General features: G+C 69.2%; 26 protein-coding genes. 17 read left to right on the top strand and 9 right to left on the bottom strand.

Translation table 11 applies throughout. The features are described 5' to 3' along the window. Window positions 1-7: 7 nt before the first annotated feature. The 3 genes from AB0M70_RS33550 to rpmB form a co-directional block, all read right to left on the bottom strand. A complete protein-coding gene (locus AB0M70_RS33550) occupies window positions 8-526 on the bottom strand; it encodes a hypothetical protein (protein WP_365826044.1) in 519 nt (172 codons plus the stop codon). A gap of 99 nt (window positions 527-625) precedes the next feature. Beyond that, window positions 626-931 carry a 30S ribosomal protein S14 gene (rpsN, locus tag AB0M70_RS33555; RefSeq protein WP_365826046.1) on the bottom strand — a complete coding sequence of 102 codons (306 nt, stop codon included), beginning with the start codon at window positions 929-931 and terminating at the stop codon, window positions 626-628. After that, window positions 931-1,167 carry a 50S ribosomal protein L28 gene (gene rpmB / locus AB0M70_RS33560; RefSeq protein ID WP_365826048.1) on the bottom strand — a complete coding sequence of 79 codons (237 nt, stop codon included), beginning with the start codon at window positions 1,165-1,167 and terminating at the stop codon, window positions 931-933. The genes rpsN and rpmB overlap by 1 nt, the downstream gene beginning before the upstream one ends. An 89-nt stretch (window positions 1,168-1,256) precedes the next feature. On the opposite strand from rpmB, the gene rpmG reads away from it, so the two are divergent. The 4 genes from rpmG (at window position 1,257) to AB0M70_RS33580 (ending at window position 3,424) form a co-directional block, all read left to right on the top strand. Continuing rightward, the gene (gene rpmG / locus AB0M70_RS33565; protein WP_365826050.1) at window positions 1,257-1,421 is read left to right on the top strand and encodes a 50S ribosomal protein L33; all 165 of its coding nucleotides are present in this window, start codon (window positions 1,257-1,259) and stop codon (window positions 1,419-1,421) included. A 5-nt stretch (window positions 1,422-1,426) separates the two neighbouring features. Continuing rightward, window positions 1,427-1,672 carry a type B 50S ribosomal protein L31 gene (locus AB0M70_RS33570; protein WP_365826052.1) on the top strand — a complete coding sequence of 82 codons (246 nt, stop codon included), beginning with the start codon at window positions 1,427-1,429 and terminating at the stop codon, window positions 1,670-1,672. A gap of 41 nt (window positions 1,673-1,713) precedes the next feature. After that, window positions 1,714-2,871, top strand: a complete 1,158-nt coding sequence (locus tag AB0M70_RS33575; RefSeq protein WP_365826211.1) for a GTP-binding protein — start codon at window positions 1,714-1,716, stop codon at window positions 2,869-2,871. Window positions 2,872-3,184: 313 nt separating this feature from the next. Next, window positions 3,185-3,424: a DUF397 domain-containing protein gene (locus AB0M70_RS33580; protein ID WP_363210578.1), complete on the top strand. Its 240-nt coding sequence runs from the start codon at window positions 3,185-3,187 to the stop codon at window positions 3,422-3,424. 67 nt (window positions 3,425-3,491) lie between these two features. Here the strand turns inward: AB0M70_RS33580 and AB0M70_RS33585 are convergent, their stop codons facing one another. Further along, window positions 3,492-3,977, bottom strand: a complete 486-nt coding sequence (locus AB0M70_RS33585) for an ATP-binding protein (RefSeq protein WP_365826055.1) — start codon at window positions 3,975-3,977, stop codon at window positions 3,492-3,494. Between the two features lie 329 nt (window positions 3,978-4,306). Here AB0M70_RS33585 and AB0M70_RS33590 point away from each other — a divergent pair, with 329 nt between their 5' ends. The 3 genes from AB0M70_RS33590 to AB0M70_RS33600 all read left to right on the top strand — a co-directional run bounded on the left by AB0M70_RS33590 (window position 4,307) and on the right by AB0M70_RS33600 (window position 7,409). Further along, a complete protein-coding gene (locus tag AB0M70_RS33590; protein WP_365826057.1) occupies window positions 4,307-5,170 on the top strand; it encodes a helix-turn-helix transcriptional regulator in 864 nt (287 codons plus the stop codon). An 87-nt stretch (window positions 5,171-5,257) separates the two neighbouring features. Next, window positions 5,258-6,715, top strand: coding sequence for an aldehyde dehydrogenase family protein (locus tag AB0M70_RS33595; RefSeq protein WP_365826059.1), 1,458 nt, complete (start codon window positions 5,258-5,260; stop codon window positions 6,713-6,715). A gap of 148 nt (window positions 6,716-6,863) precedes the next feature. After that, window positions 6,864-7,409: a DinB family protein gene (locus AB0M70_RS33600; RefSeq protein WP_365826061.1), complete on the top strand. Its 546-nt coding sequence runs from the start codon at window positions 6,864-6,866 to the stop codon at window positions 7,407-7,409. Window positions 7,410-7,419: 10 nt separating this feature from the next. On the opposite strand, the gene AB0M70_RS33605 is transcribed toward AB0M70_RS33600, so the two are convergent. Further along, window positions 7,420-8,013 (bottom strand): VOC family protein, encoded by a 594-nt coding sequence (locus AB0M70_RS33605; RefSeq protein ID WP_365826063.1) that lies wholly within the window; start codon window positions 8,011-8,013, stop codon window positions 7,420-7,422. Between the two features lie 42 nt (window positions 8,014-8,055). Between AB0M70_RS33605 and AB0M70_RS33610 the strand changes: the two genes are divergently transcribed. From AB0M70_RS33610 to AB0M70_RS33620, 3 genes are all read left to right on the top strand, one after another. Next, window positions 8,056-8,697 (top strand): PadR family transcriptional regulator, encoded by a 642-nt coding sequence (locus tag AB0M70_RS33610; RefSeq protein WP_365826065.1) that lies wholly within the window; start codon window positions 8,056-8,058, stop codon window positions 8,695-8,697. A gap of 117 nt (window positions 8,698-8,814) precedes the next feature. Next, window positions 8,815-9,768, top strand: coding sequence for an ATP-binding cassette domain-containing protein (locus tag AB0M70_RS33615; RefSeq protein WP_365826067.1), 954 nt, complete (start codon window positions 8,815-8,817; stop codon window positions 9,766-9,768). A 74-nt stretch (window positions 9,769-9,842) separates the two neighbouring features. Continuing rightward, window positions 9,843-10,592 (top strand): ABC transporter permease, encoded by a 750-nt coding sequence (locus AB0M70_RS33620; protein ID WP_365826213.1) that lies wholly within the window; start codon window positions 9,843-9,845, stop codon window positions 10,590-10,592. A gap of 12 nt (window positions 10,593-10,604) precedes the next feature. Here AB0M70_RS33620 and AB0M70_RS33625 read toward each other — a convergent pair whose 3' ends face one another. Next, a complete protein-coding gene (locus tag AB0M70_RS33625; protein WP_365826069.1) occupies window positions 10,605-12,032 on the bottom strand; it encodes a glutamate decarboxylase in 1,428 nt (475 codons plus the stop codon). 157 nt (window positions 12,033-12,189) lie between these two features. Between AB0M70_RS33625 and AB0M70_RS33630 the strand changes: the two genes are divergently transcribed. After that, window positions 12,190-12,945, top strand: coding sequence for a MerR family transcriptional regulator (locus AB0M70_RS33630; protein WP_365826215.1), 756 nt, complete (start codon window positions 12,190-12,192; stop codon window positions 12,943-12,945). 125 nt (window positions 12,946-13,070) lie between these two features. Here the strand turns inward: AB0M70_RS33630 and AB0M70_RS33635 are convergent, their stop codons facing one another. Further along, window positions 13,071-13,439, bottom strand: coding sequence for a YbjQ family protein (locus AB0M70_RS33635; RefSeq protein ID WP_365826071.1), 369 nt, complete (start codon window positions 13,437-13,439; stop codon window positions 13,071-13,073). A gap of 138 nt (window positions 13,440-13,577) precedes the next feature. Here AB0M70_RS33635 and AB0M70_RS33640 point away from each other — a divergent pair, with 138 nt between their 5' ends. Next, window positions 13,578-14,270, top strand: a complete 693-nt coding sequence (locus AB0M70_RS33640; RefSeq protein WP_365826073.1) for a VTT domain-containing protein — start codon at window positions 13,578-13,580, stop codon at window positions 14,268-14,270. A 23-nt stretch (window positions 14,271-14,293) separates the two neighbouring features. Here the strand turns inward: AB0M70_RS33640 and AB0M70_RS33645 are convergent, their stop codons facing one another. Both AB0M70_RS33645 and AB0M70_RS33650 read right to left on the bottom strand, forming a co-directional pair. Next, window positions 14,294-15,967, bottom strand: a complete 1,674-nt coding sequence (locus tag AB0M70_RS33645; RefSeq protein ID WP_365826075.1) for a threonine/serine exporter family protein — start codon at window positions 15,965-15,967, stop codon at window positions 14,294-14,296. A gap of 128 nt (window positions 15,968-16,095) precedes the next feature. Next, on the bottom strand, window positions 16,096-16,584 hold the full coding sequence (locus AB0M70_RS33650; protein ID WP_135330561.1) for an inorganic diphosphatase: 489 nt from the start codon (window positions 16,582-16,584) through the stop codon (window positions 16,096-16,098). Between the two features lie 85 nt (window positions 16,585-16,669). Here AB0M70_RS33650 and dacB point away from each other — a divergent pair, with 85 nt between their 5' ends. From dacB to ftsH, 5 genes are all read left to right on the top strand, one after another. After that, complete coding sequence (dacB, locus tag AB0M70_RS33655; protein ID WP_365826077.1) at window positions 16,670-18,250, top strand: D-alanyl-D-alanine carboxypeptidase/D-alanyl-D-alanine-endopeptidase; 1,581 nt, start codon at window positions 16,670-16,672, stop codon at window positions 18,248-18,250. A gap of 97 nt (window positions 18,251-18,347) precedes the next feature. Then, complete coding sequence (locus tag AB0M70_RS33660; protein WP_365826079.1) at window positions 18,348-19,466, top strand: zinc-dependent metalloprotease; 1,119 nt, start codon at window positions 18,348-18,350, stop codon at window positions 19,464-19,466. 236 nt (window positions 19,467-19,702) lie between these two features. Then, window positions 19,703-20,812, top strand: a complete 1,110-nt coding sequence (gene tilS / locus AB0M70_RS33665; RefSeq protein WP_365826081.1) for a tRNA lysidine(34) synthetase TilS — start codon at window positions 19,703-19,705, stop codon at window positions 20,810-20,812. 51 nt (window positions 20,813-20,863) lie between these two features. Continuing rightward, window positions 20,864-21,424 (top strand): hypoxanthine phosphoribosyltransferase, encoded by a 561-nt coding sequence (gene hpt / locus AB0M70_RS33670; RefSeq protein WP_135330538.1) that lies wholly within the window; start codon window positions 20,864-20,866, stop codon window positions 21,422-21,424. 204 nt (window positions 21,425-21,628) lie between these two features. After that, window positions 21,629-23,653 (top strand): ATP-dependent zinc metalloprotease FtsH, encoded by a 2,025-nt coding sequence (gene ftsH, locus AB0M70_RS33675; RefSeq protein WP_363210592.1) that lies wholly within the window; start codon window positions 21,629-21,631, stop codon window positions 23,651-23,653. Window positions 23,654-23,783 lie beyond the last annotated feature (130 nt).

Consider the following 23,783-nt stretch of genomic DNA (forward strand, 5'->3'; position numbering starts at 1 on the left):
CCAGTACCTATGACTGAGGAAGCCCCGCCGTCGGCAACCCCTCCGGCAGCTTTCCGCCCTTGGTCCTGGTGAACTGGTCCTGGCCCGCGCCCTGCCAAGAGACCGTCATCGACGTCCCGTTGACCGACTCGACCGTGCCCTCGGTTCGCTTCGAGTCGCCCTTGGCGCACTTCAGCTTGATCGCGTCACCGGCCGCGGTCCCGCTGCACAGGACGTTCTCCCCGAGCAGCGTCGCCTGCTTCCCGGCGATGACCAGCGCCAGCGGGTTCCCGTCGGCGGTGGCGACCCAACTGCCCTCGGAACCGCCGTCCTCGGAACCGGAGCCCGCATCACCCGCGCCCGCATCCGCACCCTCGTCCGGCGTGGAGCCGTCGGCCCCCGCGGAGGACCCCGCCGAGCCCTTGCCCTTGTCCTTGCCCTCATCCCCACCGTCGCCGCCGTCACTGCTGCAACCGGTCAGGACAAGGGCGGCGACAAGACCCGCCGCCGCGGCGCCGATACGTACGTTCCGGACGTGCGTGCGCACTGAGTTCCCCCTACATGGCGTACCTGCGTACCTGCGTACCTGCGTACCTGCGTACCTGCGTACGTGACGCTCAACCGAGCCGATGAACCGCGCGCCAAGCTACCAGGACGACTTGCGCACCCCGGGGAGAAATCCGGCGTGCGCTTGGTCACGCAGTTTCACCCTGGAGAGGCCGAACTTGCCGACGTATCCGCGCGGGCGGCCATCGACGCTGTCCCTGTTGCGTACGCGCGTCGCACTCGCGTCCCGCGGCTGGCGCGCCAACTCGGCCTGGGCAGCGCGGCGTTCAGCCTCGCCGGTCGAAGGCCTGCGCAGGGTCTCCTTCAGCTCGGCCCGGCGCACGGCGTACCGCGCGACGATCTCGCGCCGCTTCTCGTTCTTCGCGATCTTGCTCTTCTTGGCCATCAGACCCTCACCCCGCGCGCACGGATCCTGGCGACGGCGGCCTCGATGCCGATGGAGTCGACGGTCTTGATGCCCTTGGCGCTGAGCCGCAGCCGTACGTGGCGGCCCTCGCTCGGCAGCCAGTAGCGCTTGCGCTGGACGTTGAGGTCGAAGCGGCGTGACGTGCGCCGGTGCGAATGGGAGATCTGGTTGCCGAAGCCCGGCGTGGCGCCGGTCAGCTGGCAGTGGGCGGACATGGTGACGCACCTCTCGGTCGTGGGGAAGCGAACAGCGATCCCCTGCGGAACCGTTTTGAAAACGGGATTCATTTTCATACACTAGCGCCATGGCTCGCAACGAACTCCGCCCGATCATCAAGCTCCGGTCCACGGCCGGAACCGGCTACACGTACGTGACCCGCAGGAACCGTCGTAACGACCCCGACCGCATGACGCTGCGCAAGTACGACCCGGTCGTCGGGCGCCACGTCGATTTCCGAGAGGAGCGCTGACCGCCATGCGCAAGGACATCCACCCGCCGTACGGTCCCGTCGTCTTCCGCGACAAGTCCGCCGGCTTCGCCTTCCTGACCGGCTCCACCGCGACCAGCGAGAAGACGGTCGAGTGGGAGGACGGGCGCACCTATCCCGTCATCGACGTCGAGGTCTCCTCCGCGAGCCACCCCTTCTACACGGGCACGGCCAAGGTCCTGGACACCGCGGGCCGTGTGGAGCGCTTCGAGCGCCGGTTCGGTGCGCGGTGAATCCCGTGGATCCGGTGAACCCCGCCGACCGGACGGCGGCCATGGACATCGCCATCGTCGGCGGGCTGCACTCCGACGCCCGCAAGGCAGCCGTCGAGCGGCTACTGGCCACCGTGCCGGGCAGCGTCGCGCTCCACCACGACCTGGCGACCGCCGTGCACGGCACCGTCGTACGCACCGTGCGCGACGTCGGCGGAGTGCTTTCCTCCGGTGAGACGCCCCTGGTCGACGACTGTGCGTGCTGCGCCCTGCGCGAGGACCTGGTGCCCGAGCTCGAACGGCTCGCTGCCTCCGGTCTCACTCGGCTCGCGGTCGTCGAGCTGTGGGACTCGGTCGAGCCCAAGGCGATGGCCGAAGTGATCACGTCGCACGCACAAGCAACGGCACACGCAGACGCGCGCGCGGGCCTGCGGCTGACCGGTGTGATCACTGCCGTCGACCCGGCGCTCTTGCTGCCCTACCTCGGCAACGGCGACGACCTGATGGAGGCCGGGCTCGCCGCGGCGGCCACGGATCAGCGCACGGTCGCCGACACCTGGGCCCGCCAGCTGGAGTACGCACCGGTGCTCGCCGTCGCGGACTCTCCGGAGGCCGACGACGAGGACCGCGCGCTCCTCGCCCAGCTCCACCCGACCGCCCGTCAGGTCCCGATCAGCGGTCATGGGGACCTGGCGGGTGCCGCGCTCGCCGGATTCGACGTGGAGGCGGCGGCCGCGGCCCAGCATCCGTCCTGCGCGCTGCTGCCGACCGACGCCGACGAAGCGGGGGTCGCCACCCTCGTATGGCACCGGGACCGGCCCTTCCATCCGGAGCGGCTCTACCAGGCGCTGGAGGATCTGACCTGCGCGGCGGCCCGCAGCCGGGGCCGGTTCTGGCTCGCCGACCACCCGGACACGCTGCTCGGCTGGGACGCGGCGGGCGGCGCGCTGTGCGTGGAGAGCGCGGGGCCGTGGCTGGCCTCGTTGCCCGACGCCGCGTGGGAGATGGTGCCGCCGGTGCGGCGGGCCGCCGCCGCGCTCGACTGGCATCCCGAGCACGGCGACTGCTGCCAGCACCTGGTCTTCGTGTCGCCCGGCCTGGACCGCGAGGCGCTCGAAGAGGTGCTGGAGTCCTGCCTTCTCACGGATGAGGAGTACGCCGCCGGGCGCGCCGCCTGGAAACACCTGCCTCCCGCTTTCGACACTCTCCTGGAGGTATGAGGAACGCGTGGGAGACGGCCCTGCCGCCTGCGGCCCGGCCCGCTGAACCGCACCGCCAGGAGGCTGTTGCGTAAACGTTGGAACAGGAAGGGCACGCCGTGCGTCTTTACCTAGAACGGTGTTCGCATGGCGTGGGGCGAGTTGGGCAGGTGCCGTCGAGGTGCTGACAGAGCTGTAATCAAGAGAGCACCCCGCGTGCACGTGCATCTGCCCATGCATCAGCATGTGAACACAGCTATGATCCGGGACAGTTGACCACTGCATCTAGAGCGATCTAGAGCCACACCAGGCACTGCACCACCGGGGAGCGACTGTGCATCACGTGTATAACGGCATGGCCGCCACGGAGCTTCATGGGGTGGTCTGGCAGAAGAGCAGACACAGCAACTCGCAGGGGGCCTGCGTGGAGTTCGCGAAGCTGCCGGGCGGCGATGTCGCCATGCGGAACTCGCGCTTTCCCGAGGGGCCGGCGCTGGTCTACACGCGCGCCGAGATAGAGGCCATGCTGCTCGGGATGAAGGACGGGGAGTTCGACCACCTGATAGGTGGTTAGTCCCGTCGCTGAATGGCGTTCACGCCACTGAATCGCGGGCGTGCCCGCGTCGGCCGCCGCCCGCCCGCTAGGCGAGCTGGAACAGCGCCCACACGACCTTGCCCCGCAGCGCGCCCGCGAGCGGGTGCCAGCCCCAGCTGTCGCTGAACGAGTCCACCAGGAACAGGCCGCGGCCGGACTCGGCCGAGAAGTCGTCGTCGGCCTCGCGGGCGACCGGGCTGTCGTCGCTGGGGTCGCGCACCGCGCACACCAGGCGTGAGGTCCAGCGCATCAGGTGCAGCCGCACCGGCGGGCCGTGGTCGCGCGGGGTGTCCGAGGGCAGCGCGTGTCTGAGGGCGTTGGTGACGAGTTCGGAGACGACGAGGGCGATGTCGTCGAAGCGCTCTTCCAGCTCCCACTGACACAGCGTCTTGCGGGTGAACTGCCGTGCGCTGCCGACCGCTTCGTAGCGGGCGGGCAGCGAGCAGGACGCGGCGCTGGAGACGGCTGAGGGGTCGAGTGGGGGAAGGCCCTGCCGTAACGGCTCGAGCATGGTCGATCCATTCGTCCCCATGCGAGGCACTCCCCGGTTTCGCGGTACATAGCGATGGAGCGGTGGTGCGGTCGGTACAGCGGCGCCTCGACGCATCGGTACAGCTCGGTGCGACGGTGAACAACTGGTGGCGCGCGGACCATGGTTCCGAATGCGTACAGCAGATGCAAGGGCAGATGCACGTGCACGCGCCGGACTTGGTCGATCCCGTGCCACTTCTTGCCCATTTCTTCCTACGACTTCTTGTGGAGGACTTCCGAAGGCTTTCCGTTTCTGTAACCGAACGAGTACGGCCTGAAGCGTTTAATGGCAGACTGCTGGCTTCCAAGTGATGGGGAGGATTGAGCGAAGTGACCGCAGGGGAGTCGAGCGGCTCGGTCGTACGGCGCATGCTCCTTGGCTCGCAACTCAGGCGCCTGAGGGAATCGCGCGGCATCACCCGTGAAGCGGCCGGCTACTCGATCCGAGCCTCCGAATCGAAGATCAGCCGCATGGAGTTGGGACGGGTGAGCTTCAAGTCCAGGGACGTCGAGGACCTGTTGACGCTGTACGGCGTCACCGACGAGGCCGAGCGCGTCGCGCTGCTCTCGCTCGCCAAGGAGGCCAACCTCGCGGGCTGGTGGCACAGTTACTCGGACGTCCTGCCGGGCTGGTTCCAGACGTACGTGGGTCTCGAAGGCGCCGCGTCGCTCATCCGCGTCTACGAGGTCCAGTTCGTCAACGGCCTGCTGCAGACCGAGGCGTACGCCCACGCGGTCGTCGCGCGCGGCATGAAGGGCGCGAGCAAGGCCGACATCGAGCGCCGCGTCGCCCTGCGCCTCGAACGCCAGAAACTCCTCATCTCCGAGCGCGCCCCTCGCTTCCACTGCGTGCTCGACGAGGCGGCGCTCCGACGCCCCTACGGGGACCGGGAAGTGATGCGGGGTCAGCTTCAGCATCTGATCGACATTTCCGAACGGCCGAATGTCACTCTCCAGGTCATGCCGTTCAGTTTCGGTGGGCACTCGGGCGAGAGCGGAGCGTTCACCATGCTGCGCTTCCCGGAATCGGACCTCTCGGACGTCGTGTACGTGGAACAGCTGACGGGAGCCCTGTACCTCGACAAGCCAGAGGAAGTCGGCCAGTACGAGCGGGTGGTGGGCGAGCTGCAGAGCGACAGCCCGAATCCGGCCGATAGTCGCGATCTTCTCCGAGGTCTGCTCCAACTGACGTGACCGGTCAGTACGATGACGTGAAATCAGGTGCCCGCGCCGTCTGCTCGCACCGTCTGTCTGCATCGTCTGTCTGCGGCAAGGGGTCTCATGTCCTTCTTCACTGACCTGGCTCACCAGTACATCGACGGTGAGTGGAAGGCCGGTTCCGGTTCCTGGGACATCATCGACTTCAATCCGTACGACGGGGAGAAGCTGGCGTCGATCACCGTGGCGACGGCCGACGAGGTGGACCAGGCCTACCGGGCGGCCGAGCGCGCGCAGAAGGAGTGGGGCGCGACCAGCCCCTACGCCCGGCGGGCGGTCTTCGATCGTGCCCTGCGCATCATCGAGGACCGCGAGGACGAGATATCCGAGGCGATAGTCGCCGAGCTGGGCGGCACCCGGCTCAAGGCCGCCTTCGAGCTCCACCTCACCAAGGAGTTCCTGCGCGAGGCCGTGAACTTCGCGCTGCTGCCCCAGGGCCGCATCCTGCCGTCGCCCGGCGAGGGCAAGGAGAACCGCCTCTACCGCGAGCCGGTGGGTGTGATCGGTGCCATCAGCCCGTTCAACTTCCCGCTGCTGCTCTCTACCAAAACCGTCGCCCCCGCCCTGGCCCTCGGTAACGCGGTGGTGCTCAAGCCCCACCAGAACGCCCCGGTGACGGGCGGCAGCCTCCTCGCCAAGGTGTTCGAGGACGCGGGCCTGCCGCCCGGCGTGCTGAACGTGGTCATCACCGACATCGCCGAGATCAACGACGCGTTCATCGAGCACCCGGTGCCGAGCGTCATCTCCTTCACCGGCTCGGACCGCGTGGGCCGCCATGTCGCCACGGTCTGCGCCTCGCACTTCAAGCGCTCCATCCTGGAACTCGGCGGCAACAGCGCGCTGGTCGTCCTGGACGACGCGGACGTCGACTACGCCGTCGACGCGGCCGTCTTCAGCCGCTTCGTGCACCAGGGCCAGGTCTGCATGGCCGCCAACCGCATCCTCGTGGACCGGTCGCTGCAGGCGGAGTTCACCGACAAGTTCGTCACGAAGGTCGCATCGCTGAAGGTGGGCGACCCCGCGGACCCGGCGACCCACATCGGCCCGCTGATCAACTCCTCGCAGGCGGAAGCGGTGACGAAGCTCGTCGACCAGACCGTGGCGGCGGGCGCGAAGGCGCTGCTGCACGGCCGCACCGAGGGCAATCTGGTGGCGCCCACCGTCCTGACGGACCTGCCGGCCGACTCTCCCGCCCTGCAGCAGGAGATCTTCGGCCCGGTGGCCTTGCTCGTGCCCTTCGACGGCGAGGAAGAGGCCGTACGCATCGCCAACGACTCCCCGTACGGGCTCAGCGGCGCCGTCCACACCGCCGACGTCGAGCGCGGCGTGCGGTTCGCGCGGCGGGTCAACAGCGGCATGTTCCACGTGAACGACGGCACCGTGCACGACGAGCCGATCGTGCCCTTCGGCGGCGAGAAGGCCTCGGGCGTCGGCCGCCTGAACGGCGACTCGACGGTGGAGGCGTTCACGACGCAGAAGTGGATCTCGGTGCAGCACGGGCGCTCGCAGTTCCCCTTCTGAGCCACCCCCTGGGGACAAAAAAACATTCGGGCCACTCCCGGACCCTTGCGGACAGAACCTGACCGCAAGGGTCCGTAACGTGCGTGGTGTCGGAAAGCCCGGCAGGCTGCAACTGGCTCTCCAAGAGGCGCCAAGAGAGGCGGACCCCATGGTCACCCACGTCAACGCAGAAGCCCCCGGCGACGAGCGCGGCGCCCTGCTCGCCTTCCTCGAGGCGGAGCGCGGCGGCATCCGGCGGGCCCTGATCGGCCTGACCGACGAGCAGGCGGCCACGAAGCCGAGCGCCAGTGAACTCTCGCTCTCCGGGCTGCTCAAGCATGTCGCGGAGGTCGAGGAGAGCTGGATCTCGCGGGCCATGGGTGTCGGCCCCGCCGTCGAGCGCACCGAGGCGAACTGGGACGAGTGCTTCCGCCTGATCGAAGGGGAGACGGTCGACTCCGCGCTCGCGTACTGGCGCCAAGTCGCCGAGCGTACCGAGGAGTTCATCCGCTCCCGGGCCACGCTCGACGAGACGTTCGCGCTTCCGGACGAGCCGTGGTTCCCGAAGGAGGACGTGTCGATGCGGTGGGTGCTGCTGCGCCTGATCACCGAGATGTCCCGGCACTCGGGCCACGCCGACATCATCCGCGAGACCCTCGACGGCAAGACCGCCTTCGAGCTGGTGGCCCTGGAGCGCGGCGAGAGCTGGGGCTAGGGGCCGGCGGTCAGGGGCCGTCGAGCTGTGCGGCCATCTCCGCCCGCAGGGCGTGCAGCTCCCGCAGCTGGTCGGGGGTGGGGGTGCCGTCGGCGGCGAGGGCGTGGTCGATGATGCGCAGGGCGGCGGCGTGATCCTGCTTGGACTCGCCGAGGAGGATGGCCTGGTGCAGGGCGCGCGCGTACCTCTCCTTCGGTACGGGCGCGTGCTCGAAGGACTCGGCGATGGGCTGCCCGATGCGTACGCAGTTGCCGGCCGGGTCCGACATCAGGAACTGCCGGACGCCGTAGCTCATGTCGCGCACGGTCCCGATCCGGGGCAGGCCACGGGTCGGTATCCGCCCGAGGGTCTCCTTGAGCCCGGTGCGGAAGGCCTCGTGGAGGGCGTCCACGCGGTCGGTCACGATGTAGCAGGTGCTGTAGGAGGTCTGCGGGTCGTAGCCCTTGAGGCGGAAGAACTGCAGCTCCATGTCGTCGCGTCGCACCACGGCGAACGCGTTGGGCGCCTTCTGGTAGAAGGTCACCTCGAAGCCGACGGCCCGGTAGAAATCGAGGGTCTCGTCGAGCTCATGGCAGGGGAGGAGAGGGATCATTGTCTCGGCCATACCGCTACTCTAATCAAAGTTGATTAGAAGGAGGTGGCTTTGATGTCGGCGATCCGACTCCTTGTCCTCGGCGCCGTCCGCCAGCACGGGCGGGCCCACGGCTATCAGGTCCGCAACGACCTGGAGTACTGGGGCGCCCACGAGTGGTCCAACGCCAAGCCCGGCTCGATCTACCACGCGCTGAAGCAGATGGCCAAGCAAGGCCTGCTGCTCGCGCACGAGATCGCCCCGTCGACGGCGGGCGGCCCGCCGCGCACGGAGTACGAGATCACCGAGGCGGGCACCGAGGAGTTCCTGAATCTGCTCCGGTCGAACCTGGTCTCGTACGACCAGCGCCCCGACATGCTCTCCGCGGCCCTCGGCTTCATCGTCGACCTGCCCCGTGGTGAGGCGGTCGACCTGCTGAAGCAGCGGGTGGCGGGCATCGAGGAGTGGCGCAGGTCCGTGACCGAGTACTACACGCCGGAGGAGGGCCCGGAGCAGCTCGGGCACATCGGCGAGATCATGAACCTCTGGGTCCACACGGCCGACGGGGGCGTGGAGTGGACGCGCGGCCTGATCGAGCGGATCGAGGGTGGCGCGTACACGTTCGCGGGGGAGGGTGAGCCCTTCGTCGGCGTCCTCGCCGAGGGTGAGGTGAACCCGTTCGGGGCCGGGGAGCCGCATGCGGGGGACGAGCGCTGAGCGGCGGGCCGTCATCACTGATCAAGTTTGACTAATCCCGGATTCGGGGATACCTTCCCTCGTGTTGGGCTCGTAGTCAAGTTTGACTACGTGGAGCAAGGGCTCGGAGGGAGACGGATGACGGACGCGATCGTCGTCGAGGGCGCACGGAAGCGGTACGGGGAGAAGTGGGCGCTCGACGGCCTTGACCTGACGGTCGGGCGCGGCACGGTGCACGGCGTGCTCGGCCCGAACGGCGCCGGCAAGACCACCGCGGTGCGGGTGCTCGCCACGCTGTTGCGGGCGGACGAGGGACGGGTGGAGGTCGCCGGGTACGACGTGCGGCGCAGTCCCGACGAGGTGCGCAGGCGCATCGGGCTGCTCGGCCAGCACGCCGCCCTGGACGAGGAGTTGAGCGGCCGACAGAACCTGGACATGTTCGGGCGGCTCCATCACCTGGGCGCCCGGCACGCGCGCGTGCGGGCCGACGAGCTCCTGGAGCGCTTCGGGCTCGGGGAGACCGGCCGCAAGGCGGTCAAGCAGTACAGCGGCGGCATGCGGCGCCGTCTGGACCTGGCGGCCTCGCTCATCACGGAGCCCGACGTGCTGTTCCTGGACGAGCCGACGACCGGGCTCGACCCGCGCGGACGCACGGAGGTCTGGGAGGCGGTGCGCTCGCTGGTCGACGGCGGCACGACGGTGCTGCTCACCACGCAGTACCTCGAAGAGGCCGACCAGCTCGCCCACCGTATCTCGGTGATCGACCGGGGCCGGGTCATCGCGGACGGCACGGCGGACGAGCTCAAGTCGAAGACGGGCGGCGACCGCATCGACGTGGTGGTGCGCGACGCGGCCCAACTAGGCCTGGTGGCACGCCTCCTGCCCGGCGACGCCACCGTGGACGCGGACCGCCGCCTGGCCAGCGCGCCGGTGGCCGACCGCATGGAGGCGCTCACCGGCGTCGTACAGGCCCTGCGCGAGGCCGGTGTGGAGGCCGAGGACATCGCGGTGCGCAGGCCGACCCTGGACGAGGCGTTCCTGCGCCTCACGGGCCCCGCGAACGACCAGGAACGCATGAAGGAGACCGTGTGAGCGCGACGACGACAGGCCGTCTGCCGGCGGCGAGCGGCACGCCCCTGCGGTGGGCCGCGATCGACTCCTGGACCATGACACGGCGCGAACTCGCGCACTGGGCACGCCAGCCCGTGCAGGTGCTCGTCGGCCTGGTCTTCCCGGTGATGCTGCTGCTGATGTTCAACTACCTGATCGGCGGCGGGAAGGGCATCGCGGGTGACTACGCCGAGTTCCTGGTGCCCGGCATGTTCGCGCTGACCATGGCCTTCGGCCTGGACGCGACGATGGTCGCCGTCACCCAGGACCTCAACAAGGGCGTGATCGACCGCTTCCGGTCCATGCCGATGACCAACGGCGCGGTCCTGGTGGGCCGTTCGGTCGCGGACATGCTCCAGTCGCTCACCTCGCTGCTCGTCATGATCGGCGTCGGCCTCGCGATCGGCTGGCGCTGGCACGGCTCGTTCGGGGCGGCGCTCGGCGCGGTCGGGCTGCTGCTCCTGCTGCGGTTCGCGATGCTGTGGATCGGCATCCACCTGGCGATGGTGGCGGGCAAGCCGGAGCTGGTCATGGCCGTGCAGATCCTGGTCTGGCCGGTCGGCTTCCTCTCCAACGCCTTCACCGTCCCGCAGAACATGCCGGGCTGGCTCGGCGCCACGGTCGAGTGGAACCCGATGTCGGCGACGGCCACGGCGGTCCGCGACCTGTTCGGCAACGACCCCGGCGTCGTGGGCACTTCATGGGCCGCCGAGCACGCGGGCCTGCTCGCGGTGGTGTGGCCCGTGGTGCTCGTGGGGGTGTTCATGCCGCTCGCGGTGCGCAGGTTCGGGGGCCTGAGCAAGTAGCCGCCAGGGGCCCTAGTGGTGGAAGCTCGTCGCCGCGTCCCTGTCCCGGGTGAAGGGGTGCGGCTGGCGCCGCAGCTCGGGCAGGAGGCTGCTCAGATCCTCCAGGAAGAGCTCCGCGAGGTCTGCCGTGAAGCCGTTGCGGCAGACCACGCGCAGGACCGCCAGATCCTCGCGGTGGGCCGGGAAGGTGTACGCGGGGACCAGCCAGCCGCGCTCGCGAAGCCGCCGGGACACGTCGAAGACGTCGTACGCCTTCACGTCGTCCCGCGTCGTGAAGGCGAACACCGGCAGCTGGTCCCCGCGCGTGATCATCCGGAAGTCGCCGAGGGCCTCGATGCGTTCCGCGAGGCCGCCGGCGACGTCCCTGGCCGCCTGCTGGACGGCCCGGTAGCCCTCGCGGCCCAGACGCAGGAACGTGTAGTACTGCGCGGCGACCTGCGCGCCGGGACGGGAGAAGTTCAGCGCGAACGTCGGCATGTCACCGCCGAGGTAGTTCACCCGGAAGACCAGCTCCTCCGGCAGCGCGTCCGCGTCCCGCCACAGCGCCCAGCCGACGCCCGGGTAGACCAGGCCGTATTTGTGGCCCGACGTGTTGATGGAGGCCACCCTCGGCAGCCGGAAGTCCCACTCCAGGTCCTCGTCGAGGAACGGCGCCACCATCGCGCCGGACGCCCCGTCGACGTGCACGGGGATGTCGAGTCCGGTGCGCTCCTGGAGGTCGTCGAGCGCCGCGCAGAGCTCGGCCACCGGCTCGTACGACCCGTCGAAGGTGGAGCCGAGCACCGCCACCACGCCGATGGTGTTCTCGTCGCAGAGCTCGGCGGCGGCCTCCGGGTCGAGGTGGAAGCGGTCGCCCTCCATGGGGACCTGGCGCGCCTCGACCTCCCAGAAGTTGCAGAACTTGTCCCAGCAGACCTGGACGTTGACGCCCATGACCAGGTTCGGGCGCGCGGTGGGGGAGGGGTAACGGTCGCTGTTCCGCTTGTCCTTGGCCCAGCGGCGCTTGAGCGCCATCCCGGCCAGCATGCACGCCTCGCTCGACCCGGTCGTCGAGCAGCCGACGGCGCCCGCGGGGTCCGGCGCGTGCCACAGGTCGGCGAGCATGGCCACGCAGCGCCGCTCCAGCTCGGCGGTGTGCGGATACTCGTCCTTGTCGATCATGTTCTTGTCCCGGCACTCCGTCATGAGGACGCCGGCCTGCGGCTCCATCCACGTCGTGACGAAGGTGGCGAGGTTCAGCCGTGAGTTGCCGTCCAGCATCAGCTCGTCGTGCACCAGCTGGTACGCCGTCGTGGGCGGCAGCGGCCCGTCGGGGAGGCGGTGCTTGGGCGGGGCCTCGGTCATGCCGCTGACCGGGTTCGTCTCTCCGTAGAAGGGGTTCACCGCGAGGGTGCGCCCCTTGGAGTCGCCGTTCGGGTCCTCGCTGCGGTGGAGCGGCATGGGCGGTCTCCTCGAAGCCGTGAGGTTCTCTGGCGTGCCTTTCATGTCCCCTCTGGCGAGGATATGGGCGGCTGCCGGGGTCTGCACTTGCACCTCACGTGACGTGAGGATCCAGGCTGTGGTGTGTACCGAGAGAGGGGCGCAAGCCATGAGCCACGTGAGCTATTCCGTGGGACAGGTCGCCGGTTTCGCCGGAGTGACGGTGCGCACGCTGCACCACTACGACGAGATCGGCCTGCTCGCACCCGGCGAGCGCAGCCACGCGGGCCACCGGCGTTACAACGACGCCGACCTGGACCGGCTGCAGCAGATCCTGTTCTACCGCGAGCTCGGCTTCCCCCTGGACGAGGTGGCGGCCCTTCTGGACGACCCGGAGACGGACCTGCGGGTGCACCTGCGCCGTCAGCACGAACTGCTGGCCGCGAGGATCACCAAGCTCCAGGAGATGGCCGCCGCCGTCGAGAACGCCATGGAGGCTAAGAAGATGGGCATCAACCTCACGCCCGAGGAGAAGTTCGAGGTCTTCGGGGGCGACCCCGACCAGTACGCGGAGGAGGTCGAGCGCCGCTGGGGCGACACCGACGCGTACAAGGAGTCGCAGCGCAAGGCGGCCTCGTACACCAAGGAGGACTGGCAGCGGATCAACGACGCGTTCAACGCGGTGCACGCGCGCATGGGGGACCTGCTCGCCCAGGGCCTGCCCGCGGACTCCGTGGAGGCGATGGACACGGCGGAGGAACACCGCGCCTCCATCACGCGCTTCCACTACACCTGCTCGCACGAGCTCCACACCTGCCTCGGCGAGATGTACGTGGCGGACGAGCGGTTCACGGCCACCTATGAGGCGATCCGGCCCGGACTCGCCGTCTACATGCGGGACGCGATCGTGGCGAACGCGGCGCGCAACGGCTGAGCGGGGAACGGCTGAGCGGGGGGACGGCTGAGCGGGGGCACGGGTAAGGGGCGTTCACCTTGGGTGGGCGCCCCTTACGCGTCGCGCTGTGCCTCTTGTCCGCTACGTCACGGCTTGCTCGTACGTCACTGCTCCTTGGTGATCACGGCTGCCGTGCCGTAGGCGCACACCTCGGTGCCGACGTCCGCGGCCTCGGTCACGTCGAAGCGCATCATCAGGACCGCGTTGGCGCCTCGCGCGCGTGCCTGCTCGATGAGGCGCTCCATGGCCTGGTTCCGGGTCTCCACCAGCGTCTTCGTGAGTCCCTTCAACTCGCCGCCGATCATGGACTTGAGGCCGGCGCCGATCTGGCTGCCCAAGTGGCGGGAGCGGACGGTGAGGCCGAAGACCTCACCGATAACCTGTTGTACGCGGTAGCCCGGTACGTCGTTCGTCGTCACGACCAGTACGTCGGAGAGCGGATCGGTGCCACCGCCGAAGTCTTCGATACCCATGCACACAGCTTTGCCCCGGAACACACGCAGTGCACCCTGGGAAGAACGCTGGAACCTGGGCACGTCACCTCGCGTTGATAGCTTTGGGCGGCCATCCCCCCCGCCGCATCGCCCTCTCACCCACAGGAGCCCCGAACCGTGACGACGCTTGCGCTCGGACCAAGCTGGCTGGATCCGGATTACCTCCTGAACACGTTCGGGGTCTGGGGTCTGCTCGCGATCGTCTTCGCCGAGTCGGGCCTGCTCATCGGCTTCTTCCTGCCGGGTGACTCGCTGCTGTTCACGACGGGTCTGCTGATCACGACGAAGCAGCTCGACTTCCCGCTCTGGCTCTGCATCGTCCTCATCTGCATCGCCGCGATCCTCGGCGACCAGGCGGGCTACCTCTTCGGCAAGAAGGTCGGCCCCGCGCTCTTCAACCGCCCGGACTCCAAGCTGTTCAAGCAGGAGAACGTGGTCAAGGCGCACGAGTTCTTCGAGAAGTACGGCCCGAAGTCGCTGGTCCTGGCCCGCTTCGTGCCCATCGTGCGGACGTTCACGCCGATCATCGCCGGCGTCAGCGGCATGCGGTACCGCTCGTTCATCACGTTCAACATCATCGGCGGCATCCTCTGGGGTGCCGGTGTCACGCTGCTCGGCGCCTGGCTCGGCAAGATCGACTTCGTGCACAAGAACATCGAGGCGATCCTCATTCTGATCGTCCTGATCTCGGTGGTGCCGATCGTGATCGAGTTCCTGCGGGCGCGCAGCAAGTCCAAGAAGGCCGCGGCCGCCGAGGGCGAGGCCCCCGGGGCGGCCCCGGCCTCACGCGGCCGGCACGCGAAGCGCTAGAGCACCCGCCCGTGGACCCGGGGCTAGAAGCCTCGGGTCCGCTTGGCTGCGCGGCGGTTCGCCGCGGTGGTGGCGCCCGGGATCTTGAGGATCATCCGCGAGACCTCGCTTCCGAGGTTCACGCCGATCGCGATGGCAAGGGCCGTCGCCGCCGCCTTGGTGAGCGAGTTGATGCCCGTGTTCATGTCGTTCTGGGCCAGGGCGAGCAGACCGAAGTACGTGGCGCTACCGGGCAGCAGCGGGCCGATGGCCGCGGTGACGTACGGCAGTGAAGAAGCGAAGCGGTAGCGCGAGAAGAGCTGGCCGAACAGGCCCACGAGCCCGGCCGCGACGGCCGTCGCGGCGACCGGCGAGAGTGCGATCGACGTCTGGGCGAGCGCCCCGTACATGACCCAGGCGATACCGCCGTTGAGGGTCACCATCAGCACGGTGTGACGTTCCTGCTGGAGCAGTATCGCGAAGGCGAGACTCAGCGCCATCGACGCCAGGATCTGGATCACCGGTCGCGAGTCGGTCGCCACGAACGCCGTCTCCGGCTGCAGGCTCGTCGCGTCGAGCATCACGCCGAGTGACAGGACGAGCAGGACGCCGCAGACGATGCCCACGACGAGATAGCAGACCTCCAGCAGGCGGGCGGCCGCCGTGATGTAGTAGCCGGTCAGGCCGTCCTGGACGCCCGCGACCAGGGCTCTTCCCGGGATCAGCGCGAAGAGGCCACCGGTGATCACGGCGGAGGCGTTGACCTCCTGGGAGTGCACCAGGCTGAGCGTGACGCCCATCGCGGCGGGCGGCATCGCGGCGCCCACGAACTGGTAGAACTCCGGGAGTCCGCGGCCCGCGCACAGCCAGGCGAGCCGGTCGCCGAGCATCGCGCCGAACGCCGCGACCAGGAAGACCAGCGCGCCACCGCCGACGAGCACGGATGCCGAACCCGCGAGCAGCCCGCTGGCCGCCGTGAGCGCCCATCCGGGGTACGGGTGACGGTTACGCCGGATCGCCGCCAGACGGCGGTAGGCCTCTTCCAGGGTGATGTCGATGTCCGTGTCGCTGATGTCGTCCACCAGCTGGAAGACGGCCGCGAGACGGGTGTAGTCGGTGCCCCGGCGGCGCACCGTCCTGGAGGCGGTGACCGGGTCCTCCACCAGGGACGGCTGGTGCGAGATCGAGAGCAGCGTGAACGTGACGGTCGGCTCGCAGCGGTCCAGGCCGTAACTGCGGCAGACCGCGAACATCGCCGCTTCCACGTCCTCGGCGCCCTCGCCGCCCGCCAGGAGCAGCTCGCCGATACGCAGCGTCAGGTCGAGCACACGCGGCACCGCGGGCCCGGTCTCGTCCTCGTGCTTCTGGGTGGCCTCCGGAGTGGGCCGCTCGGCGACCGGCATGCGCAGCATCGTGCGCATCTGGTCCTGCCAGGGCGTCTCCTTGGTGAGCTTCACCAGGGGTATGCCGTGCGGGGGCGTGAACGCGGGGGGCGCGTTGCGGGAGCTGTAGGTGTGCGGCGTGGTGAACGCCGACTTCTCCGTCTCCTGCGTGGTCGACGCGGGATTCGCCAGGCCGTTCGGAATCGCGAACTCGGAGGTCGTCTGCGACTCGTCCTCGGGTGGCGGTGGCTGCTGCATCACGCCGGTGGGCTGAGTGAACGCACTCCGTGCCTCGTCCGACTGTGGCTTGCGGTCTTCGGCCTCCTGGTCAGCCACTTTCACTGCCTCGCTCCCACATACGTACCTTGTGCACCTCCAGTACGAACAGTATGCGCACAGATACGCGAACGGGCCGCGCGGTCTTCGTGAAGATCGCGCGGCCCGTCAGCGGAGGGCAGGGGCACTCAGTGGCCCTGGGCCTCCGCACGCTTGTACGACTTCTCGATCTCGGCCTCGGCGTCCGCGCGGCCGACCCAGTCGGCGCCCTCGACGGACTTGCCGGGCTCCAGGTCCTTGTAGACCTCGAAGAAGTGCTGGATCTCCAGGCGGTCGAACTCGGAGACGTGGTGGATGTCGCGCAGGTGCTCCACGCGGGGGTCCGACGCCGGGACGCAGAGCAGCTTGTCGTCGCCGCCCGCCTCGTCGGTCATCCGGAACATGCCGATCGCGCGGCACTTGATGAGGCAGCCCGGGAAGGTCGGCTCGTCCAGGATGACGAGGGCGTCCAGCGGGTCACCGTCCTCGCCGAGGGTGTTCTCGACGAAGCCGTAGTCCGCGGGGTAGCTGGTTGACGTGAAGAGGCGACGGTCCAAGCGGATCCGGCCGGTCTCGTGGTCCACCTCGTACTTGTTCCGCGAACCCTTCGGAATCTCGATGGTGACGTCGAACTCCACGGGTGGCTCCTCCATGATCAGCACATACTTCGGGTGGTTAAGTGTCCCTCACGCAGATGTGTGATCGCGAAAGGGGCTGGTCGTCGTGCCCGAGCTCAAGCCTTGGCAGCAGACCCGGCAGCAGATCGGGAAGCTGCTCGAGCAGCTTCCCAAGCCGTCGGCTCCCAAGATCTCCGCCGCTCTCAAGATTCCTGCGAAGCGCAAGACCTTGCAGCTCACGGCGGGTGCGGCCACCGTCGGACTCGCGATCGCGGCCGGTGCCGTGGCCGCGGCCGGCCCCTGGGACTCCTCCGGTCAGCGTACGGCCGAGCGGGACTGGGCGGCCGCTCAGGAAGCCGGGGGTGGCACAGATCACGGCGGTCGTACGTCCGGACGGGCTCCCGCGGCCGCCCCGAGCGCCCCGTCCGTCCTCAAGAGCCTCGGAGTGCCCGCGGGCACCGCACACGGCGGCTCCGCGCCCGCACCGGACGGCAAGGCGGTGGCGGGCGTCCTCGACCCGCTCCTGAAGGCCGAGGCGCTGGGCCCCGAACGCTCGGCGGTCGTGATCGACGCGGGCACCGGGCGGCGCGTCTACGGCAAGGGCGGCGGCGAGGCCCTGACGCCCGCCTCCACCACCAAGATCGCCACGGCGGTCGCGGCGCTGACCTCGGCGGGAGCGGACCACCGCATCACCACGAAGACGGTCATCGAGCCGGACTCCAAGGAGGTCGTCCTGGTCGGAGGCGGCGACCCCACGCTCACCGCACGCAAGGACGGCCCCTACGCGAAGAGCGCCGCCAGCCTGCGCGAGCTGGCCGAGGACACCGCGCACGCCCTGAAGGAGCGCGGCACCGAGAAGGTGACCCTGACGTACGACACCTCGCTCTACAGCGGGGAGCAGCAGCACCCCATCGGGCCGAACGAGAACCTCACCCTGGTCAGCGCCCTGATGGCCGACGAGGGCCGCCTCGACGACTCCTCCAGCGGCCCCGCCCCGCGCTCGGGCGACCCGGCGGGTGACGCGGCGAAGAAGTTCGCCGGCCTCCTCGAGAAGGAGGGCATCGAGACCGGCACGGGCGGCAAGGACAAGAAGGAGCCCGGCCCGTCCAAGGCGAGCGACCGGGCCGACTCCCTGGCCGAGGTCGAGTCACCGCCCCTCTCGGCGCTCGTCGAGCGGATGCTGACGCACAGCGACAACGACATCGCCGAGGCCCTGGCCCGCCAGACGGCGCTCGCCTCGAAGGAGCCCGCGAGCTTCGACGGCGCGGGCAGGGCGATCGACGCACAGCTCAAGAAGGCGCAGCTGCCGCTCGACGGCACGAAGTTCGCCGACGGCAGTGGCCTGGACCGCGCCGACCGCAGCTCGGCCGAACTGCTCGCCGCGCTCCTGGCCCGCGCCGCCGACCCCGCCCACCCCGAACTGCGCTCCGTGGTGACGGGCCTGCCGGTGGCGGGCTTCACGGGCACCCTGGTGGACCGCTACCCCAAGGACTCCCCGGGCACCGGCGTCGTCCGCGCCAAGACCGGCACCCTGACGGGCGTGAACACCCTGGCGGGCACGGTCGTCGACACGGAAGGCCGCCTCCTGGTCTTCGCTTTCATGACCACCGGCACGACGGACCCGAAGGCGGCCCAGGCGGCACTGGACGCGATGGCGTCGGCGGTGGCGAAGTGCGGTTGCCGCTGACCCCCGCCCCGCCCCGTTGACCCCTACGGGCGCGGAGTGGGGCAATCTCGGGGTTCAACCCCCTCCGCAGGCGGACACGACCACGTACCGTTGACGCATGACGAGCATCGGTGGTGCGGAGATGGTCGACTGGAATCTCGCGGTGGCGACCGCGACCCGGCTCGTGCGGCCGGGTCCAGAAGTGAGCCGGGACGAGGCACGGGCCATCGTCGCCGAGCTCCGGAAGCATGCGAAGTCCTCGGAGGAGCACGTCCGGGCCTTCACCCGGATGGGCACGGAGGACATTCACGACACCCCGGTGCTCGTCGTCGACCGCGCCGGATGGATCAAGGCGAACGTCGCCGGTTTCCGGGAGATCCTCAAGCCCCTCCTGGACAAGATGCAGGACCGCCGCTCCGGCGGCCCGGGTGCCGTGCTCGGCGCGGTCGGCGGCAAGGTCACCGGCGTGGAGCTGGGCATGCTGCTCTCCTTCCTCGCCTCCCGCGTCCTCGGGCAGTACGAGACCTTCGCCCCGGCCACCCGCGATCTCCCGGCGGGGGAGCACGGCGGCGGCAGGCTCCTCCTCGTGGCCCCGAACATCGTGCACGTCGAGCGCGAACTCGACGTGGACCCGCACGACTTCAGGCTCTGGGTGTGCCTGCACGAAGAGACGCACCGCACGCAGTTCTCGGCCGTGCCCTGGCTGCGCGACCACCTGGAGGGCGAGATCCAGGCGTTCCTCTCGGAGACCGAGGTCGACCCGATGACGGTCCTGGAGCGCATCAGGGAAGCGGCGCAGTCCCTCGCGGGCGGCCGCCCCGAGGGCGAGGAGGACGACGGGGGCCGCTCCATCGTCGAGCTGGTCCAGACCCCCGCCCAGCGCGAGATCCTCGCCCGGCTCACGGCGGTCATGTCGCTCCTCGAGGGTCACGCGGACTTCGTGATGGACGGCGTCGGACCCGACGTGGTGCCCTCCGTCGCCGAGATCCGGGAGAAATTCCAGCAGCGCAGGGCGCGCGGGGCGAGCCGCCTTGACCAAGCGCTGCGCAAGCTCCTCGGCCTCGACGCGAAATTGCGCCAATACCGCGACGGCGAGCGTTTCGTGCGCGCGGTCGTCGGCGAGGTCGGAATGGACGGCTTCAACCGGGTATGGACTTCGCCGAACACGCTGCCCACCAAGTCGGAGATCGCCAAACCGGCGGACTGGGTCGCGCGGGTGCACCGTAAGGGAGAGTGAGGGCGGCAGGGGAGCGAGTTGCGGCCGATGGCAGGCGAACGCCCCCGCAATCACCCGTCCGAGGGACCGTGAGCCATGGGTAGGCGTGCAATGCTCGGGGAACGGCTCGGCTCTGTCACCATCGACACACTCTGAGTGACTAACCTCTGGGGATCTGCCTGAGGCCCGATCTCCCGAGTGTGGTCCTGAGTGACAGGTCCGAGGCTCACCCCCGAACTTCATGAAGGGAACCGGACATGGGTCCCCATCCTGCGGTCGCGGCGATACGCCTGGCGGTTCGCCGCGTACTCCACGACGTACTGACCGACGTACAGCGCACCGACGCCCAGCGCGCCGATCTACGGCGCCCCGAAGCACAGCGCACCCCCGAGCTCACCCCCGCACGCCCCGGGCACCCCCACCCTCCACGCGAGCAGGCCACGTCGCCACTCGTGCTTGTCGCCTGCTCCGGTGGCGCCGACTCCATGGCGCTCGCCTCCGCCCTCGCCTTCGAGGCCCCCAAACTCGGCATCCGCGCCGGCGGCGTCACCGTCGACCACGGACTGCAGGACGGGTCCGATCTGCGCGCCGCCGAAGTCGTCTCGCGGCTCACCGCCCTCGGCCTCGACCCGATCGAGTCCGTGGCCGTCGACGTCGGCAGGGACGGCGGCCCCGAGGCCGCGGCCCGCGACGCGAGATACGGCGCGCTCGACTCCGTCGCCGAGCGCCACGGCGCCGCCGCGATCCTCCTCGGCCACACCCGCGACGACCAGGCGGAGACCGTCCTGCTCGGTCTCGCGCGCGGCTCCGGCATCCGCTCCCTGTCCGGGATGGCGGCCGTGTCGGGCGGCCCGGGGGCCGACCGCCGCTACCGCCGCCCGTTCCTGCACATCGACCGGCAGACCGCCCGCAAGGCCTGCATGGTCCAGTCGCTGCCCGTCTGGGACGACCCGCACAACACCGACCCCGCCTACACGCGCTCGCGGCTGCGGCACGAGGGCCTGCCCGCCCTGGAGAAAGCCCTCGGCAAGGGCGTCGTGGAAGCACTCGCCCGTACGGCCCAGTTGTCCCGGGACGACGCCGACGCCTTGGACCACTGGGCCGCGCAGGCGGAAGCTTCCGTGCGCGACGCCGCGGGACTCCTGGAGTGCGCCAAGCTCTACGCCCTGCCGCCCGCCGTCCGCCGCCGCATCGTCCGCCGCGCCGCCATCGAGGCGGGCGCCCCGGCCGGTGCGCTGTTCGCCCGGCACCTCGAAGAGGTCGACCGGCTGATCACGGGCTGGCGCGGCCAGGGAGCCATCAATCTCCCGGGCAAAGTCGTCGCTCAACGCCAGGGTGGCAGACTGGTGATCCGGCAAGGCTGTTGACCGAGGGGCCCCTGGGCTCCGCGCAGCCGGTGTGACGGACGACCGAAAGTGATGCGGGTGGACGCGAAAGACATGGGCACCGACCTTCAGTCGGTGCTCATCACCAAGGAAGAGATCGACGCGAAGCTGGCTGAGCTGGCCGCGAAGATCGACGCGGAGTACGCGGGCAAGGACCTGCTGATCGTCGGTGTGCTCAAGGGCGCGGTGATGGTCATGGCGGACCTGGCGCGTGCGCTGTCCACCCCGCTCACCATGGACTGGATGGCCGTGTCGTCGTACGGCGCGGGCACCCAGTCCTCCGGCGTGGTGCGGATCCTCAAGGACCTGGACACCGACATCAAGGGCAAGCACGTCCTGATCGTCGAGGACATCATCGACTCCGGTCTGACGCTGTCCTGGCTGCTCTCCAACCTCGGCTCGCGCGAGCCCGCGTCGCTGAAGGTGTGCACGCTGCTGCGCAAGCCCGAGGCGGCCAAGGTCGCGATCGACGTGGAGTGGGTCGGCTTCGACATCCCGAACGAGTTCGTCATCGGGTACGGCCTGGACTACGCGGAGAAGTACCGCAATCTGCCGTTCGTCGGCACCCTCGCCCCGCACGTCTACGGCGGCTGATCGCCGGGCCTCCCGGCCCTCTCCCGGCCAACTCGTCGGAGGCGGCCGGGAACCCTCACCCGTTTCCCCGCGTTGAAGCATGCGAAGACGGGTTTGTCAGCCGTCCCGTGCGGCTTCGGGTGACAATGCTGGGGTACCGTCCGAAGAACAGTCTTTATCAAACTCACTATGGCAGGAGGGACGGGGCGTCTTCGCTCCGTATGGATGGACGTGAAGCGATACTTCCGTGGGCCAGTCATGTGGATCGTGCTGGCCGTCCTTGCCGTGGTCGTGTTGATGCAGGTCGTCGGTTCGTCCGGCGGCTACAAGACGGTGGACACCGGCCAGGTTGTGCAGGCGATCAACGACGACAAGGTCGAATCCGCCAAGCTCACGACCGGTGACGAGCGGACCATCAAGGTCGAGCTCAAGGACGGCCAGAAGGTCAAGGACAGCAGCAAGATCCAGGCGAGCTACATCGGCGACCAGGGCGTCGCCATCGCCAACACCTTGCAGGAGAAGTTCGAGGACAAGAAGATCCCGGACGGATACACCGTCTCGGAGTCGAAGCAGAACCCGTTCGTCGGCATCCTGCTCTCCCTGCTCCCCTTCGTACTGATCGTCGTCGTCTTCCTGTTCCTGATGAATCAGATGCAGGGCGGCGGCTCCCGGGTCATGCAGTTCGGGAAGTCCAAGGCGAAGCTCATCACCAAGGACACCCCGAAGACGACGTTCTCCGACGTCGCCGGCTCGGACGAGGCCGTCGAGGAACTCCACGAGATCAAGGAGTTCCTCCAGGAGCCTGCGAAGTTCCAGGCCGTCGGCGCCAAGATCCCCAAGGGCGTGCTCCTGTACGGGCCGCCCGGTACGGGCAAGACGCTCCTCGCGCGCGCTGTCGCGGGTGAGGCCGGCGTGCCCTTCTACTCGATCTCCGGTTCCGACTTCGTCGAGATGTTCGTCGGTGTCGGTGCGTCGCGTGTGCGTGACCTCTTCGAGCAGGCCAAGGCGAACGCCCCGGCGATCGTCTTCGTCGACGAGATCGACGCCGTCGGCCGGCACCGCGGTGCCGGTATGGGCGGCGGTCACGACGAGCGCGAGCAGACGCTGAACCAGCTGCTCGTCGAGATGGACGGCTTCGACGTGAAGGGCGGCGTCATCCTGATCGCCGCCACGAACCGCCCCGACATCCTCGACCCGGCGCTGCTGCGTCCCGGCCGTTTCGACCGTCAGATCGCGGTCGACCGTCCGGACATGCAGGGCCGTCTGGAGATCCTCAAGGTTCACCAGAAGGGCAAGCCGGTCGCCCCGGACGTCGACCTGGGCGCGGTGGCGCGGCGTACGCCGGGCTTCACCGGCGCCGACCTGTCGAACGTGCTGAACGAAGCGGCGCTCCTCACAGCGCGCGGCGACAAGAAGCTGATCGACAACCACTCGCTCGACGAGGCGATCGACCGTGTCGTGGCCGGTCCGCAGAAGCGGACGCGGATCATGTCCGACAAGGAGAAGAAGATCACCGCGTACCACGAGGGCGGACACGCCCTGGTCGCGGCGGCGTCTCCGAACTCGGACCCGGTCCACAAGATCACGATCCTGTCGCGCGGCAGAGCCCTCGGTTACACGATGGTCCTGCCGGACGAGGACAAGTACTCGACCACGCGCAACGAAATGCTCGACCAGCTGGCGTACATGCTGGGCGGGCGCGCGGCCGAGGAGCTCGTCTTCCACGACCCGACGACGGGCGCGGCGAACGACATCGAGAAGGCCACCGCGACCGCACGGGCCATGGTCACGCAGTACGGCATGACCGAGCGGCTCGGCGCGATCAAGTTCGGCGGCGACAACACCGAGCCGTTCCTGGGCCGCGAGATGGGTCACCCGCGCGATTACTCGGAAGAGGTCGCGGCGCTGGTCGACGAAGAGGTCAAGAAGCTCATCGAGACCGCGCACAACGAAGCCTGGGAGATCCTCGTCGAGAACCGCGACGTTCTCGACAACCTGGTGCTGCAGCTCCTCGAGAAGGAGACGCTGAACAAGGAGCAGATCGCCGAGGTCTTCGCCGGCATCGTGAAGCGTCCGGCCCGCCCGGCGTGGACCGGCTCCTCGCGGCGCACGCCCTCGACCCGCCCGCCGGTGCTCTCCCCCCGGGAGCTGTCACTGACGAACGGTGCGAACGGCGCCACGCCCGCGGTGACCGCGGGCCCGACGGAGACGCCGATCGACGTGACCAAGGAGGATCGCCCCGAAGGCTGATCCCCCGGTCGCCTCAACAGGCCCGGAATGGAAGCTGCGCCCCCCTGGTTCTAGCCTGGGGGGGCGCAGTTTTTTCGTACGCAGTAGCGCTTTCGTACGCGGTGACGCATGGAACGCAAGGAACGAGGCA

Origin of the sequence: Streptomyces sp. NPDC051214 (assembly GCF_040682375.1) — a bacterium.
Taxonomy (GTDB): Bacteria; Actinomycetota; Actinomycetes; order Streptomycetales; family Streptomycetaceae; genus Streptomyces.